Origin of the sequence: Pseudophaeobacter sp. 1A16562 (assembly GCF_041008785.1) — a bacterium.
Classification (GTDB): Bacteria; Pseudomonadota; Alphaproteobacteria; order Rhodobacterales; family Rhodobacteraceae; genus Phycobacter; species Phycobacter gallaeciensis_A.
The window spans coordinates 41,904-56,809 of the sequence record NZ_JAXGFT010000011.1 but is presented as its reverse complement, the minus strand read 5'-3'; the positions used below and the strand labels follow the sequence as shown (position 1 = coordinate 56,809).

The following is a 14,906-nucleotide window of genomic DNA, read 5'->3' as shown; positions in this document are numbered from 1 at the left end:
CCATGCTCGATATCCTTTCCGACCGCACCTACCGTCATCTGCTTCTGGCGCAGGTCGTCGCCCTTCTGGGCACCGGGCTCGCGACAGTCGCCCTCGGGCTCCTCGCCTTCGATCTCGCGGGGGATGGCGCGGCGCTGGTGCTGGGCACGGTCTTCACGATCAAGATGGTGGCCTATGTGTGCATCGCCCCCATCGCCGGGGCCTTCGCGGACCGGGTGCCGCGCCGCGCGCTGCTGGTGACGCTTGATCTGGTGCGTGCCGGTGTCGCGCTGGCATTGCCCTTCGTGACCGAGGTCTGGCAGGTCTATGTGCTGATCTTCCTGCTGCAATCGGCCTCCGCCGCTTTCACGCCAACATTTCAGGCGACGATCCCGGACATTCTGCCCGAAGAGGCGCGCTATACCCGCGCGTTGTCGCTGTCCCGGCTGGCCTACGATCTCGAAAACATCGTCAGCCCGACCCTAGCCGCGCTTCTGTTGGCAGTGATGTCTTACAACGCGCTGTTCATCGGCACAGTGGTAGGTTTTACCGCCTCGGCACTCCTGGTCGTCTCGGTACTGCTGCCGAGCCCCCGTCCATCCGTGCCGCGCGGCGTCTATGACCGCACCACGCGCGGCATCCGCATCTATCTTGCCACGCCCCGTCTTCGTGGGCTTCTGGCTCTGAACCTCGCGGCCGCGGCGGCAGGCGCGATGGTGCTGGTCAATACCGTCGTTCTGGTGCGCGGAGAGCTTGGCTTGTCCGAGAGTGCACTGGCCTGGACGATGTTCGCCTTCGGTGCGGGCTCCATGACGGCCGCTTTGGCTTTGCCGCGTGTTCTGGATGCATTGCCGGACCGGCCTGTGATGTTCGGTGGCGCGCTGCTGATGGTGGCGACACTTCTGGGGCTGGGAATGACGGTCCTCGTAGCCGGGCTCGGCTGGTCGATCCTTCTGGCAGCCTGGTTGCTGGTGGGACTTGGGTATTCCGCCGTCCTCACCCCTTCGGGCCGCTTGCTGCGCCGTTCCGCCCATGCCGGAGACCGCCCGGCACTCTTCGCAGCGCAATTCGCGCTGTCGCACGCCTGCTGGCTGGTGACCTATCCATTGTCGGGTTGGATGCTGACGGTCTATGGCGTCATTCCCGCGCTGGCCGGACTGGCCCTCCTCGCTGGCATTGGAATGCTTATTGCATTGAAGCTCTGGCCCGCAAACGATCCTGTCGAGGTAGAGCATACCCACGACAATCTGCCGCTTGATCACCCCCATCTGCAAGGGCATCGCAGGCACAGCCACGCCTTGATCATCGACGAGAGCCATCCCCGCTGGGCCACGCATTTCTAAGTTGTGGATCAAGGCCAAGACAGGACGCAGGCAAGTTTACTTTCTCCCTTACGGACAGCCATCAACCACGTAAGATTGGGCTTCATGGGCTCGATGCGTGAAGCTCTACAAGCGTAGCGTACGGCTGTTTCGACCTAAACGTAAATTTTTGTCCTCCGGACGACGAGCTAAACCTAAGTTGCAATCCGCCACATCCGGAATCGCCCTTGCCCTGTCACCTCGCGGATCAGGCCTCGCATTTCCATCCAGGCAAGGTTGCGCTGGACGGCGGCACGGCTGGCACCCGTCAGGGCCTCGGCCATCGGGGCCGAAACGAGCGGCCATTCGATCAGCACAGCGCGCAAGGAAGGGAGTGTCTTGCCTGAAAGCGGCGTCATCTCGGCCTCCGCCCGCGCAGCCCAAGCTTCGATATCGTCAAGGTGCCGCATCGCTGTCAGGCATGCCGTCTCGATGCCGTCGAGCCAACGCGCGAGACGGTCGACCGGCGGACCACCGGCTCGTAGCCCCCCTGCCCCGCCCATTGCCAGAGGCGCAAAGACTGCCCCTTTCCCTTCACTCGATGCGATCCGCGCAGCGGTGACCGCCGCTTCCATCCTGTCGCCATGCTGTCCGAGGCCGGCGAGACTCCAGAGGTGGAAGCCCAGGCAAGCGCGCGTGATCGGGTGCAGATTGGCGGCTTGCGCCATCAGGTCAAGCCAACCGCAGGCGCGATCCGCGAAGGGATCGGCTCCATCCGCCATGTTTTCAGGGTCACGGCGATCGAGGAAAGCGGATAGGTCCACCTCGGGTCCGGGACCGCCGGCAAGACGCCGCACCGCCCATCCGACACGCGCGAGCGCTGCGGTGTCTTCCTGCGCCCCGGACAAGCGCATGGATGTCCAGAGCGCCAGCCGATCCGGGCCAATTCGATCGCCCACAAACCAGCTGAGGTCTGCCGCCTCCATCAGCGCGAGCCTATGCCGCCAGCCGTCCGGGCCACGGTGCAGACGATCATCCAGCGCGCCAATCCGGCCAGCCACACGGGCGAGATGGGCGGCGTTGCCTGCCTCTGCCTTCCGCCAATCGTCGAGGACTGCAGTTTCAGGCAGCTCTGCCCTCGGTCCAGGCGGCAGATAATCTGGCTCCCCATCCATTGGACCGGGCAGGAACCACAGGTCGTCCGCAGACGTCTCTTCAAGCCCCTCCGCATCCACTAGAGGATCGTCAAAACTATCAAACTGCGTAGATACTTGAGGCTTCATATGCGCAAAATACGGAACTTTTGCATTTTACCCAAGTGTTTTGTCAGGGTGCACCTGCACACCTTATATAGCACGCGCGCGCGGTGGTCTGCGAGATCTCTCTGATCGCGCTCCGCATATGAAAACCAAGGGGTTTTTGATGAGCAGCACCACAGAGAGCGCCCTTGCATCTGTTTACAAACGGTCGTTTAATAGCGATACCTAAAATTGCAAACGGCCCGATTTCATGCCCCTGATAGGCTATGCCCGCGTTTCCACAGAGGATCAGACCCCCCTGCCCCAGTCTGAGGCCATGCAAGCTGCGGGTTGCGTCGAGATATTCGAAGAACACGCCTCAGGTGGCAATCGTGCGCGGCCGGTGCTCGCGCGGGTGCTCGAACGTGTCCAGAGCGGCGACACGTTGGTCGTCGTGCGAATCGATCGGCTCGCGCGGTCGCTGTCGCACCTTCTTGAGGTGATTGAGCGTCTGGAGGCCAAGGGGGCTTTCTTCCGCTCGCTCCAAGACCCGATCGACACATCCTCACCACAGGGCAAGTTCACGCTGCAGGTTCTGGGCGCCGCGGCCGAGTTCGAACGCGCTCTGATCCGCGAACGCACCAAGGCCGGGCTTGCTTCTGCGCGGGCCAAAGGGCGCGTTGGTGGCAATCCTGGACTGCGCGCCAAAGACCCCGCCGCACTGCGCAAGGTGCGGCTGGCGCGACAGGACGGCTATATGGAGCGCCTCAACGAGACCGCGCAGGATTGGGTGCCCCATGTGCGCCGCTTGCGCCCCGATATGGCCTGGGAAGACCTGCTGCGGATCATCAATGGCCCCCTGCCCCCAGATCGCCATTGGACACAAAGCCGACTGCTCCGCGCTGTGAAGGCATATGTGCGCGACGGGTTCCTTCCTGCCGAGGTGCTTGGCCGCGCCGGACGCCGCGAAACCGATGACCGCCTGCCGGCCATCGTGGCGGCCATCAAAGGGTCGGACCCGGATATCACGCTACAAGCGATCTGCGACCGGTTGGAAGCCATGCGTGAGCGCACCCCTCGAGGCCGCACTGGCTGGCAGCCGTCTTCGGTCAAAATGCTGCTTGAGCGTGCGGAAAAGTTGGGGCTCCTCTGAACACGACACTTGTGTTGGCCTAACGGATTGCCACTAAATCTAGAAAGTGCTTGCACGAATCTGGCTGCTCGGGCAATAGTCTCGAAAAATAACGCGCGGTCACATAAAAAACGCGCCCACGGATCGGGGCAAACATGAGCGAAGCAGAACAGGATCTAGATATCGCCATCGGGCACTACGCGGAACTTCTCGCGTCGAACCTGCATGCTCAGCGCGCTGCACACTTCCCACCAGATGCAAAGAAGGTGATGCGCACTCTGACCAGCGGCGAAGCTGCTGAGCTCCTTGGCGTCGACCATACCTATCTTCGGAAGCTTCATCGAGAAGGAAAGATCGTTGAGGTCGAGACGACGGCTGGAAGTCATCGCCGCTATACGCTCGACGATATCTGGGAAATCCGGCAGACGCTTGAAGGAAACGCAAAAAAGTCTGGAACTTACGTGCCTGGACGTCGCGACGGTGACGAGCTTCAAGTCATTTCAGTGGTGAACTTCAAGGGCGGGTCCGGCAAAACGACGACGTCTGCTCACCTCGCTCAGCGCTTGGCGCTCAAGGGGTACAGGGTTCTTGCGATCGATCTCGACCCCCAAGCATCTCTTTCGGCTCTTCACGGAATCCAGCCAGAACTCGACCTCATGGAGGGCGGAACCCTCTATGATGCCGTTCGCTATGACGATCCGGTTCCGATCGCCGAAGTGATCCGCAAGACCTACATCCGCGGCCTTGATCTTATCCCGGGCAACCTTGAACTCATGGAGTTCGAGCACGAGACGCCTGCTGCGATCCAGCGAGGCGGAGCGAAGGCGTTCTTCGCGAGAGTTCATGACGCACTCGATAGTGTTGAAGCGAACTACGACGTTGTTGTGATCGACTGTCCGCCGCAACTTGGTTTCTTGACGATGTCAGCACTTTCCGCGTCCTCTGGTGTGCTCGTGACGGTTCACCCGCAGATGCTTGACCTTATGTCGATGTCCCAATTCCTGCGAATGACTGCGGATCTCCTTGGAGTAATCAGGGATGCAGGCGCAAATCTGCGCTTCGATTGGCTTCGCTTCTTGCCAACGCGATACAAAGTCGGCGACGCACCACAGACCGAAGTCATCGCCTTCATTCGCGGGCTCTTTGGGAGGTCGGTCCTGACCAATCACATGGTTGAGTCGACCGCAATTTCTGATGCCGGCTTGACCAAGCAAACGCTATACGAAGCTGACAAGAAGGACTTCACGCGTCAGACGTTTGATCGTGCGATCGAGTCTATGAACGCAGTGAACGATGAGATCGCTGAAATCATCCAGAACACATGGGGGCGGAATGGCAAGAAAGCCTAAACTTGGCCTGCCGCTGCAGACCCTTCGCAACGCTCCTGACGCTCTTGAAGGGCGCCGACTGCGTGGCGGTGTTTTTGAGATCGATCCGGCGCAGATTGTTACCGAAGGACGGTTGGATGACAGGCTTCAGATTGAAGTTGAGGGCCTGAAGAACTCTATTTCCAAGAACGGTCAGCGTGTGCCTGTCTTGGTCCGCCCACTGGAAGGCGATCGCTACAACCTGATCTATGGCCGCAGACGCTTGGAAGCATGTCGCGAACTCGGTATCAAAGTTCGAGCCATCGTCACAGAGGTTGAAGGTGATCAAGCGCTTCGAGATCAGCTTCTCGAGAACCAAGAGCGTCGTGATCTGAGCTTTATTGAACGTGCGCTAGTAGCGACGGCGCTTCTAGACGGCGACCATTTGGAAGGGGCTGAGCGCACCAATCGTGGTGTCGCCGAAGTCCTTAACCTCCACGAAGCTGGGGTTTCACAGCTCTTGAGTGTCGTTCGGACGGTCGGCGAGGATCTCATCCAGGCAATTGGTGCAGCTCCTGGGATTGGTCGCCCGAGATGGGAAGAGCTCAAAAAGGCTTTGGGTGCCTACGATGGTAATCGGGACCAACTGCTAGCCATAGCTCATGCAGCCAAGTCCGGAAGTTCCGGCTCGGTCGATGAGGTTTCTGAGCGTGCGTTTCTCGCAGTTCTGGCAGCTGCGAAGAGCGCAGAAAAGAAAGCAAGCCCGTCTAGAAAGGGTGTGCCTGCTTTGGCGATCCCCGGTGTTGGAGCTGCGACGGTCAAGACCAGCCGCCAAGGCAAGCAGCTCAAACTTGATCTAACTACGGATGAACCTGATTTTATCAGCTGGTTGGAGGGCAACGCCCCAAAGCTGATTACCGAGCTTCATGAGCGCTGGAAGCGTTCAGGAGACTGAGGAAGAGCAACCAACAAGAAGGAGGCACGATACAGGCAAAAAGAAAAAGGCCCCGAGAAGCTAGCTTCACGAGACCTTTGTAAGGTTTCGCACCGGGATCAGCCCGCTACAAAATCTCAGTTTTCGCACTTCTGAATGTAGCGTTCTGGCCCCTACCCCGCAAGCGCAAAGCGATTCGCGGGCCCTAGAATTTTTGTCTTCGTGGACATTTTCATGGAGTACACACCAATCTCGCCGTTTATGCGGCCAATTTCTCACGCCCATTTGCGCGTCATTGAGCGACCCGAGGCATCTGTTCCAGCCAGACCCGTTAACAAGTGGGAACTCCTGCGCGAGCTCTCCAAGGCGCAAGCGGCCTTTGGGGTCTCGGAACGTGATCTGACGGTTTTGCAGGGGCTCCTCAGCTTCTTTCCGGACGATGCGCTTGGCGGGAACGCCGAGATGGTCGTCTTCCCCTCGAACAAGGCGATCTGTGAGCGCCTGAATGGTATGCCCTGCTCCACGATGCGTCGTCACCTCGCGCGTCTTGTCGAGGCTGGCTTGCTCCAGCGGCGCGATAGCCCCAATGGGAAGCGCTACGTCCGTAAGCACGGCGAAGACCGCGTTGCCTTTGGCTTCGATCTTTCCCCGCTCTACTGTCAGTCCGAGGAGATAGCACGGGCCGCAGAGGCCGTACGTGAGGCTGAGGAGCGCGTCAGGCGCCTGAGAGAGGTCGTAAGCCTCATGCGCCGCGATCTCGCGGCCCTCGCCGAGTTCGGAGACGAGATGCAGCCAGGCCTAGGCTTCTGGGATCAGCTTCGCGACAGGGCTACCCTCACAGCCCGCGCGCTTCGCCGCAAGCTTTCAGTTGAGGACCTCGCGGCCTATCGAGCCGACCTTGAAGCTCTCCTTGACCAGGCACGCAACATCATTGATGGCCCTGAAACAGAAGAAATGAACACCAATGATGCCCAATCTGAGCGTCACCATCATAATTCAAATAAAGAATCTAAAGATCTTGAACCTGCTTTAGAAAAAAGCGGGGCGGCGGCGGGTGTGCCAGATGTGGACACGAATGAGCCGGTGGCTGACGTTGATGAACAGGACGCAAGACACCTGCCAAAGATCCCGCTGCACCTAGTGATCGCGGCATGTCCCTCGCTCAAGACCTTCTACCAAGGTGAGATCCGGCATTGGCATCAGCTCTTCGATGCGGCGTGCCATGTGCGGCCAGCCATGGGCATCAGTGCGTCTGCATGGGAAGAAGCACAGCGGTTCATGGGTCCGGAGCAAGCGTCGATCGTCGTTGCTGCCATGCTGGAACGCTTCGCCGACATAAGATCGCCTGGTGGATACTTGCGAGCTCTGACTGCCAAAGCTGCGGCAGGCGAGTTTTCCTGTGGCCCAATGGTCATGGCATTGATTGGCCGGCGGAACGCGGCTTAACAGCTGTTAAACTCCGATCTCGTGCGGCGGGCATGGCATAACTTAACAGCTGTTAAGCAGGCTCTCGGCACACAAACGGTGTTCGAGAGAGAAAAGTTAGGGGGTTGAGGTGTGGCGGTATTTGAGATCGTGAAAGTGGCTTTCGCCTTCGTCGCGGCGAAGATCTGATGACGAGGGCATCCCGATCATCATGGTAAAACCTCAGCTGGTGACCATCGCTGCTAGTAGCGCAAAGGCGGCTAGTGAAGAACATACAGAGCGTTGCGCTGTAGCCAACCTAGCAGTTGCGCGCCTCCGCGGCCCCTGCCCTTTTCGATGTCTGAGATCTGAAGATGAATACCCTGAACAATTGGTTCTACGCTATCCGGCGCCTGCTGACGGCGATTTGGGTCCTGGCCTCGGATATTCCCTTGGCCTTCATCGGTGCTAATGCCTGAGAGGTAGGTTGTGGATGTCTGTTGCATGATATCGTGGCTACGGGCCGCAGCGCACAAGGAACAGACGATCGATGGTTGCCAAAACCGTTTGACCAAGGGCTCGATCCTCGAATTCCCGCACGCGGGGAGCCGGTAACTTCTCAGTCACTTCGATAATGGCGACATGGCCAGCGAGGCAATCGGTTCCTCAAGCGCAGCAGCTGGTTGCCAGCGGTCCCGCGTTCCACTGATTTGGTCGTAGTGGACGGCGAGGACATCGCAGAACAGCGGGTGCAACTTAATCTCTTGATTTCATGACACCCGAACTCTTCAAAAGAGTGCTTTGATGTTGGTTGCGGAATGATCTGATCCATCCGGTGGATGAAAGCGATTTAATAACAATGGGTTATTGTGTTTTAGTGTTCGCGATGGGAAATTATGCCCATAACAGCCATCATCGACATGGTTTCCCTTTCCAGGGTGCCGATCCGCTACATCGGCGGGAAGCCAAAGCATCAGCACGCTTTATGAAGAAGTTGGCAGTTGCGGGCCGATTGAGCGGTTTGGGCTATCTCGTGAAGAAGGAGCCGCCACAGGTCTAGCCGATGGGCCCTGTGGAAGTTCTGATCCCGTCGTACCAGTACAGTTCGGTGGCGGTTGGGTGTTTCATGGGTTTGGTCCACGAAAAGTGAAAGTGTTCTTCGGGTTTTGTGACTGACGGATGAGGGCCTTTGGGGTCCCTCAGATGGGTCCGGGCCGGGTTCCGGTCTGCCGTTCCGGATGAAGGGCATTTCCATGCAAACAGGTGTCTTGCGCGTGCTCCGCGCAACCGCGGCCTCCTGGTGGCGACATAGAGAGCTGCGCCGAACTGGCCAGACGGCGCTGGCACAGCGGCTCGAACGCCAGACCGTCCTGCGTGATCTCGGCTATCTCAGGCAGGCGGCGACGCTGCCGAATGCCCATGTGATCTGCGGGGCGGGTGGAACGTTCCTCCATCTCGGCTGCGCCACCGTATCCACCCACGCGCCAATCGAGCGCTTTCCCGTGGCCTCTCTTGCGGTCGCGCGAGGGACGCCGTTCATCGATATCCGACCCGTCACCGATGGCATCGGCTTCGCGAACCTGCCCCGTGTGACACGAGGCAGATCGGTTGACGCTGACCATTCAGGTGCCGGCCAGTCTGTCTCGCTGACCACCTACATCGACATGGTCGAGCGGCTCGGCGCGAGGATCGTCAACGATCCGCGCCCCCGCCAGTCAACCTGACCCCTAAATTCTCTCACCAACACACGAAAGGACGCCAGCCATGGCCCGATCCCGCACGCCCAAATTCGATGCCTCCGAGGTCATCACGAACGAAATCATCCGCATCATCGAGCGCGGTGTCCTGCCGTGGCGCAAGCCCTGGACCGCAGGCGGCAGCTCGCGCCCCCTGCGCGTGGGCGGTGAGCCCTACCAGGGGGTCAACAACTTCCTGCTAACCATGCGCACCGTGATGGCGGGGCACAGCTCGCCCTTCTGGATGACGCTGCCGCAAGCCAATGCGTTGGATGCGAAGGTCCGCAAGGGCGAGAAGTCCTCTGTCGTCGTTTACTACGGTCAAAGCCGGAGGGACGCCGGCGGCGAGGATGACCACGGGGAGAGGGATGATCGCTCCGAGGAGGCCCGCGTATTCCGCTTCCAGAAATCCTACCGCGTGTTCAACGCCTGCCAGATCGATGGCTTGCCCGACAGCTTCTTCCCCGACCCGGAGCCCGTGCCCGAGCATCCGCCGTCCGAGCCCATCCCGCACATGCAGGCGTTTTTCGATGCTATCGACATCACGACCGTTTTCACGGGAACAGAAGCCTACTATTTGCCGCCCGTGGACAAAGTCTTCATGCCGTCGATCGCGCGGTTCGAAAACCCGCGGAACTTCTACGGGGTCTGGGCGCATGAGCTGGCCCATGCCACGAAAGCCCCCCATCGACTGAACCGTGATTTCGGGTTCTCGAAGTTCGGCAACACCTCCTATGCGCGCGAGGAGATCGTCGCGGAATTGACCTCGGTTTTCCTGGGGCAGACGCTCGGCTTCACGGCCCATACGCTCGAGATGAATGCCGCCTATCTCTACAACTGGTTACGGGTCCTTCGGTCGGACAAGGGTGCGATCTTCAAGCACGCCGCGGATGCGCAGCGCGCCTGCGACTATCTGATCGCCAGATCGGAGACGGGCAGGGCAGGGCGCAGTGCCGAGGCCGCCTGACCACACGGAGAACGGAGACTCGCATGTCACGCAAGGAACCCAAGACGCTGCGGGTGGCCTGCTTCGAAGACGGCGGCCGCAAGATCATCACCTTCAAACGCGGTGCCTATTGGTGGAGCGCGTCTGAGGGCGCTTATCCGCTCTCGGCGGCACTTGAGAGCATCAAGGACCAGGGCGGCTGGATCGAAACCATCCCCAACCCGAATTACAGACCCAAGGGGCTGTTCGGGTAGGGCACCTTCTGCTTCGGTTCCTCCGCCCCGCGGAAAAGAAAAAGCAGGCTTTGGGAAGGGTGTTTCAACTTCTCAAAGGAAAGACCCATATCCATGACCGTTCAACCCCAGTCAGACCGTCCGGATCCGACCGTAATCGCGGCGCAGAACGACGCGTTCCGCAAACTCGCGTGCCTTGGAGTGCCGCCCGCGCAGCCCATCCAAGGCCGGATGCATGTTACCCGTTCGCTCATGGAGGCTGGTGACGGCTTCATGGCCGAGGCGGTGAAGGCGACCGGGGAGTTTGATGTGTTCGAGCCCGAGAACGACCCGGAGGGATGGCATGATTTCGGGTCGGTCACGGTCCGCGGCGAGACCGTGTTCTGGAAAATCGATCTGTATGAAGCGGATTCCGACTTTCGCTACGGAGCCGAGACCCCGGACAACCCCACGACCACCACGCGCGTGCTGACCATCATGCTGGCGCGCGACTGGTAGAAGGGCAGGGGACTCCTCCCCGACATCTCAGGCAATGAAGGCCCACCGACCCCTCAAAGGGAGAGTGGGCCTTTTGTCCTTTTGATCCCCGAAGCCGGGGATTGGTCACGTGCGTGAACGCGCGGATCTCACCATACCCATCGAAAAGGACATCCCATGACCGCAAGCTTCAAACCCGTCTCCGTCGCCACCGGCGATCTGACTGCCCATCCAGCCAATGTGCGTAGCAACTCCCCGGAAACCTACGACCCCGAGAACATCGCCCATCTGAAGGCCAGCATCGCCGTACTGGGCCTGCTCCAGCCGCTCCTTGTCCAGAAGCTCGACGGCAAATATGCCGTGCTTGCCGGTGGCCGGCGCCATGCCGCGCTGAAAGAGCTGGTCGCGGACAAGGCCGTCAAGGGGTTCACGGCGAAAACCAAGGTGGACTGCCGTCTCGTCCGGGACGACTGCGACGTCACCACGGCCTTGTCGCTCGCCGAGAACATCACGCAAGCCCCGATGAACGCGATTGACGAGTTCGAGGCCTTCGCGCGGATGATGGAGGTCGATGGCCAGACCCCCGAGACCATCGCCAGGACCTTCGGCACCACAGTCGCTGCCGTGAAAGGCCGCCTGCGCTACGGTCTCATTCATCCCGACATTCGCGCGGCGGCTCGCGCGAAGACAATCACACTCGACACGATGAAGGCCTTTGCTGAGCATCCGAGCCAGGAAGTGCAGCGCGAGGTCTTCGAGGCGCTCACCAAGGAAGACAGCTACTTGCAGGCCTACACCGTCCGTCAGGCGCTCAAATCGCGCGGGGTGCAGGTCAGCGACGACATCGGTACCTTCGTGCGCGAGGAATACGAGGCCCGCGGCGGAGCGATCGCGGCCGATCTCCTGGAAGAGCATTCGGTGCTGGAAGACGCTGCGCTGGTCGAAACCATCCTGCTCGAGAAGCTCGCGGCCGCCGCCGAGGAGGCCCGCATAAAGCTGGGCTTTGCTTGGGCCGATTCGGTGGTCGGCTACGATTACGCGACCATGGCCGACTATGGCCGAGTCTATCCCAGCCCGATCGAGCCGGATGAGGCGAGCCAGAAGCGCATCGATGAGATCACCGCCGAGCTTGAGAAACTGCAGCTCGAGATGGAGGATGAGGGGCTCGAAGACGATGCCTACAATGCCCTTTACGAGCGCGTGGACGCTCTGGAAGACGAAGCGCGCGATCTGCAGGAGGCCTATAGCGCCGAGGACCTCGCGCGGTCCGGGGTGATCGCGTCGTGGCAGGGTGGAAAGATTACGCTCCATATCGGCCTCGTGCGCCCCGAGGACACCGTGAAAGAGGAGGGCGCGCGCGGTTCGTCGACCAACACCACCGGAGAGGAGGCCCCCGACGCTGGTGAAATCAGCTACCCGGCCTCGTTGGCAGAGGACCTCAAGACGGAGCGGGCCATGGCCCTCGGCGCCGCGATGGCGCTGAATCCCGAGGCCACGCTCGATCTGACGCTCTTCAAGCTGGTCAGTGATGTTCTGGCCAGCGGCATGAGCGTCACGCAGGCGATCAAGATCGATGCCCGCAAGGAATACCGCAGCCATGCCAAAATGGACGAGATCGACGAGACCTCGCTTGAGCAGGTGGCGGCGGCGCATGATGCGCTGGACCTCTCCTGGCTCGATGACAACCGTTCGCCCGCCGATCAGTTCGCGGCGTTTCGCGCGCTGGAGGCCGGCGAGAAGGCCAAGCTCGTGGCCTATGCGACCGCCAGCACGACGCAGTCCTGCTTCGCACGGGACCGCCAGCGCGACAGCCTGATGCATGACTTCGAGATCGAGATCATGCCCGACATCCGCGCCCACTGGACGCCAAATGCGGCGCTCTTCAACCGCTTCAAGAAGGCCTGGCTCCTGAAGATCCTCGGCGAAGATCTGGGTCTGGCCCAGGAGGCGGTGACGCTGGCCTCGTCGAGCAAGAAAGAGATCGTCGCCTTCTGCGACAAGCTCTTCGCCGAGCCTTTCGCGACGCTCACGGACGCGCAGCGCGCTGCTGTGGCCGCCTGGTGCCCGCCCATGATGCAGACCGCCGACGTCGCCTGTGATGAGGCGGAGCATGCCTCGCAATCTCCCGAGCCTGACAGCGAGATCGCGCAAGCGGCCTGAGTCCTCACGCGACCCGCGCGAGCCATGACGCCTGCGCGGGTCGATCTTCTCATACCCAACCGAAAGACATCCCCATGGCTATTCTCAAGTTCTCTGCCTCCGCTGTTGCGGCGCAGATCGCCCATGCGCGCGCCTGCAAAACCTTCCTGCCCAACTGGAACGGGCCCGTGGACAGGCCGGCCCTGATCCTCATCGTCGGCAATGGCGTGCATCTGCGCTCGAACGGCATCGACGGCACAACCACCCGCATCGTCACGACCGAGCAGGCCGATCCGTCCGTCGCCTTCGCCCAAGGCATGAACCCGTTTCGGGATGCCGACTGGATGGCGCAGCGCCGCATGGCGTTTCGCGATCTGACCGGCCAGTTCTACACGGACATCCTTGACGATGTGCAGGCGCTCATTGATCGGGGGCAGAGGGCGATCCGGCTCGCCACCGATGGCCACAGCATCCGCGTCTTCGTGCGCCGGGCCTCGGACTATCTGATCGGCGGGACCTACGAGGTGCCTTCAGGTCTTGGCGGTACCTTCCGGGTCATCCTCAAGGATGCCTGCGACACCTTCGCGATCGTGCAGAACTGCGGCAATTGCGAGGATTTCGACGCCATGCAGCCCTACCGCGTGCCGCTCGATACGCTGATGGAAATCGATGACCGGAGGGCGGCGTAATGGGTTGGCTCTTCTACACCGACGGCCGCGTCAAATCCTACGCGGATGAGAAAGCAGAGATCACCCGGCTTTGCACCTTTGAGGGCGACACGCGCAAAACCGAACTGGTGAAAGCCTGCAAGGTCGGCTCAACCTGGTATGCGGCGGCTAGGGTTACCAATCGTGATGGCACCCCTGTCGAGGACGCGACCTATGTCACCGATCCTGACGGCTCGATCACTTTCGCCGCCGTCTTCCTCACCGCCTACGACGATGGGTGTTGGGGCTACAAGGATATGGAGGAAAGCGCTGGCCCGAACGCGTCGCGCGCGCCCCTTGCGCTGATCGAACTTCTCTCCGACCTGAAAGACCCGGACAGCTACGCCCGGGACTGGCGCCAGCGCTGCCGGGAATGGGCTTCGATCCCGAACTACGAGGAAGGCGACAAGATCAGGCTCGCCACCCCTGTGACGCTCACCGATGGCAGTACATGCCAGATCGTCACCGCGACCCACTACAAGCGGGGGCGGCAAAAACGCCGCTGCTACCGGATCGAGGAAACCGGCGGGCTCGTACGCCTCTCGAAGGCTACGCTTGCGGGTTCTGAGCTGCTCAGCTCCGCGAAAGGTGCTGCCAGCCCGGTGCTGGCGGAGTATCTCGCGGGGCAGGGTGGCTGAGTTTCCCGCGGAGACAACACCACGGGACCACGTGCACACATACTGCCGCCTTGAAATCGTATCTCAAATGAGATACATCGCTCCCATCAACTGGAGGACCATCCATGCCTGCCCAAACATCCATGCTTCATGTCCGTGTTGACGATCAGCTGAAAGCACAGGCTTCGGACGCACTTGCGGGCGTCGGTCTGACGCTCTCCGACGCGGTGCGTATTCTTCTGACCCGCGTGGCCGCAGAAGGCGGCTTGCCTGCCGGATTGACCGCTGATCCGGATGCCTATGACGCCTGGTTCCGGGCGAAGGTACAGGAAGCGCTAGACGATCCAAGGCCCACAACGCCCCATGCCAAGGCGATGCAAGACGCTCAGGCATTGATTGACGGGAAGCGCCTTGCCAAATCTTGAATGGAAAGCGACGGCCATCGCCGACTTGCTGGCAATCATTGACTACATCTCTGACGACAACCCGGATGCCGCCCAAGTTCTCAAAGACGAGATTGAACACAAGACGTCCCTCCTTCCAGAACGCCCTCAGATGTACCGCGCGGGCCGTGTGGACGGGACTAGGGAGATGGTTATTCGGCCGAACTACATCGTGGTTTATGCTGAAAGCCTTGAGATGGTGACCATTTTACGCGTTCTTCATGCTGCGCAGCAGTGGCCATGATGGGGGTGCAGGCCCCCCGCTAAGAAATTGCCCGCTCTACGCCTTCAAAGTGTAGAGCGGGCTTTTTCT

Annotated in this window: 15 protein-coding genes; 14 read left to right on the top strand and 1 reads right to left on the bottom strand. The window is 60.7% G+C overall.

Annotated features, from left to right (window positions below):
- Positions 1-2: 2 nt before the first annotated feature.
- Entirely contained in the window at positions 3-1,322 is a 1,320-nt protein-coding gene (locus SM764_RS15660) for an MFS transporter (protein WP_368981881.1), read from the top strand.
- A gap of 173 nt (positions 1,323-1,495) precedes the next feature.
- Here the strand turns inward: SM764_RS15660 and SM764_RS15655 are convergent, their stop codons facing one another.
- Entirely contained in the window at positions 1,496-2,563 is a 1,068-nt protein-coding gene (locus SM764_RS15655; protein ID WP_107818180.1) for a helix-turn-helix domain-containing protein, read from the bottom strand.
- Positions 2,564-2,789: 226 nt separating this feature from the next.
- Here SM764_RS15655 and SM764_RS15650 point away from each other — a divergent pair, with 226 nt between their 5' ends.
- The 13 genes from SM764_RS15650 (at position 2,790) to SM764_RS15590 (ending at position 14,837) form a co-directional block, all read left to right on the top strand.
- Entirely contained in the window at positions 2,790-3,671 is an 882-nt protein-coding gene (locus SM764_RS15650; protein ID WP_164193084.1) for a recombinase family protein, read from the top strand.
- 134 nt (positions 3,672-3,805) lie between these two features.
- The gene (gene repA, locus SM764_RS15645; protein ID WP_369002204.1) at positions 3,806-4,999 is read left to right on the top strand and encodes a plasmid partitioning protein RepA; all 1,194 of its coding nucleotides are present in this window, start codon (positions 3,806-3,808) and stop codon (positions 4,997-4,999) included.
- On the top strand, positions 4,983-5,912 hold the full coding sequence (gene repB / locus SM764_RS15640; protein ID WP_089963198.1) for a plasmid partitioning protein RepB: 930 nt from the start codon (positions 4,983-4,985) through the stop codon (positions 5,910-5,912). Before repA ends, repB begins: the two co-directional genes overlap by 17 nt.
- A 213-nt stretch (positions 5,913-6,125) precedes the next feature.
- Complete coding sequence (gene repC / locus SM764_RS15635) at positions 6,126-7,337, top strand: plasmid replication protein RepC (RefSeq protein WP_369002203.1); 1,212 nt, start codon at positions 6,126-6,128, stop codon at positions 7,335-7,337.
- A gap of 1,196 nt (positions 7,338-8,533) precedes the next feature.
- Positions 8,534-9,019 carry a hypothetical protein gene (locus tag SM764_RS15630; RefSeq protein ID WP_089963194.1) on the top strand — a complete coding sequence of 162 codons (486 nt, stop codon included), beginning with the start codon at positions 8,534-8,536 and terminating at the stop codon, positions 9,017-9,019.
- A 40-nt stretch (positions 9,020-9,059) separates the two neighbouring features.
- The gene (locus SM764_RS15625; RefSeq protein WP_369002202.1) at positions 9,060-9,998 is read left to right on the top strand and encodes an ArdC family protein; all 939 of its coding nucleotides are present in this window, start codon (positions 9,060-9,062) and stop codon (positions 9,996-9,998) included.
- 23 nt (positions 9,999-10,021) lie between these two features.
- A complete protein-coding gene (locus SM764_RS15620; RefSeq protein WP_088726107.1) occupies positions 10,022-10,231 on the top strand; it encodes a DUF6330 family protein in 210 nt (69 codons plus the stop codon).
- 87 nt (positions 10,232-10,318) lie between these two features.
- Entirely contained in the window at positions 10,319-10,708 is a 390-nt protein-coding gene (locus SM764_RS15615) for a DUF3768 domain-containing protein (protein WP_088726108.1), read from the top strand.
- 156 nt (positions 10,709-10,864) lie between these two features.
- Entirely contained in the window at positions 10,865-12,847 is a 1,983-nt protein-coding gene (locus SM764_RS15610) for a ParB/RepB/Spo0J family partition protein (RefSeq protein ID WP_369002201.1), read from the top strand.
- A gap of 74 nt (positions 12,848-12,921) precedes the next feature.
- Positions 12,922-13,515 (top strand): regulator, encoded by a 594-nt coding sequence (locus tag SM764_RS15605; protein WP_369002200.1) that lies wholly within the window; start codon positions 12,922-12,924, stop codon positions 13,513-13,515.
- Positions 13,515-14,171, top strand: a complete 657-nt coding sequence (locus SM764_RS15600) for a DUF6927 domain-containing protein (RefSeq protein WP_089963186.1) — start codon at positions 13,515-13,517, stop codon at positions 14,169-14,171. Before SM764_RS15605 ends, SM764_RS15600 begins: the two co-directional genes overlap by 1 nt.
- Before the next feature lie 104 nt (positions 14,172-14,275).
- Positions 14,276-14,575 carry a type II toxin-antitoxin system RelB/DinJ family antitoxin gene (locus SM764_RS15595; RefSeq protein WP_044353023.1) on the top strand — a complete coding sequence of 100 codons (300 nt, stop codon included), beginning with the start codon at positions 14,276-14,278 and terminating at the stop codon, positions 14,573-14,575.
- The gene (locus SM764_RS15590) at positions 14,562-14,837 is read left to right on the top strand and encodes a type II toxin-antitoxin system RelE/ParE family toxin (protein ID WP_089963184.1); all 276 of its coding nucleotides are present in this window, start codon (positions 14,562-14,564) and stop codon (positions 14,835-14,837) included. The genes SM764_RS15595 and SM764_RS15590 overlap by 14 nt, the downstream gene beginning before the upstream one ends.
- The last annotated feature ends 69 nt before the right edge of the window (positions 14,838-14,906 follow it).

Bases quoted from the DNA above. Each gene is read 5' to 3' on its own strand.
- SM764_RS15625 (WP_369002202.1), top strand. From the start codon at position 9,060: ATGGCCCGATCCCGCACGCCCAAATTCGATGCCTCCGAGGTCATCACG.
- repB (WP_089963198.1), top strand. From the start codon at position 4,983: ATGGCAAGAAAGCCTAAACTTGGCCTGCCGCTGCAGACCCTTCGCAAC.
- SM764_RS15610 (WP_369002201.1), top strand. From the start codon at position 10,865: ATGACCGCAAGCTTCAAACCCGTCTCCGTCGCCACCGGCGATCTGACT.
- SM764_RS15600 (WP_089963186.1), top strand. From the start codon at position 13,515: ATGGGTTGGCTCTTCTACACCGACGGCCGCGTCAAATCCTACGCGGAT.
- repA (WP_369002204.1), top strand. From the start codon at position 3,806: ATGAGCGAAGCAGAACAGGATCTAGATATCGCCATCGGGCACTACGCG.
- SM764_RS15660 (WP_368981881.1), top strand. From the start codon at position 3: ATGCTCGATATCCTTTCCGACCGCACCTACCGTCATCTGCTTCTGGCG.
- SM764_RS15620 (WP_088726107.1), top strand. From the start codon at position 10,022: ATGTCACGCAAGGAACCCAAGACGCTGCGGGTGGCCTGCTTCGAAGAC.
- SM764_RS15650 (WP_164193084.1), top strand. From the start codon at position 2,790: ATGCCCCTGATAGGCTATGCCCGCGTTTCCACAGAGGATCAGACCCCC.
- SM764_RS15595 (WP_044353023.1), top strand. From the start codon at position 14,276: ATGCCTGCCCAAACATCCATGCTTCATGTCCGTGTTGACGATCAGCTG.
- SM764_RS15630 (WP_089963194.1), top strand. From the start codon at position 8,534: ATGAAGGGCATTTCCATGCAAACAGGTGTCTTGCGCGTGCTCCGCGCA.
- repC (WP_369002203.1), top strand. From the start codon at position 6,126: ATGGAGTACACACCAATCTCGCCGTTTATGCGGCCAATTTCTCACGCC.
- SM764_RS15605 (WP_369002200.1), top strand. From the start codon at position 12,922: ATGGCTATTCTCAAGTTCTCTGCCTCCGCTGTTGCGGCGCAGATCGCC.
- SM764_RS15655 (WP_107818180.1), bottom strand. From the start codon at position 2,563: ATGAAGCCTCAAGTATCTACGCAGTTTGATAGTTTTGACGATCCTCTA.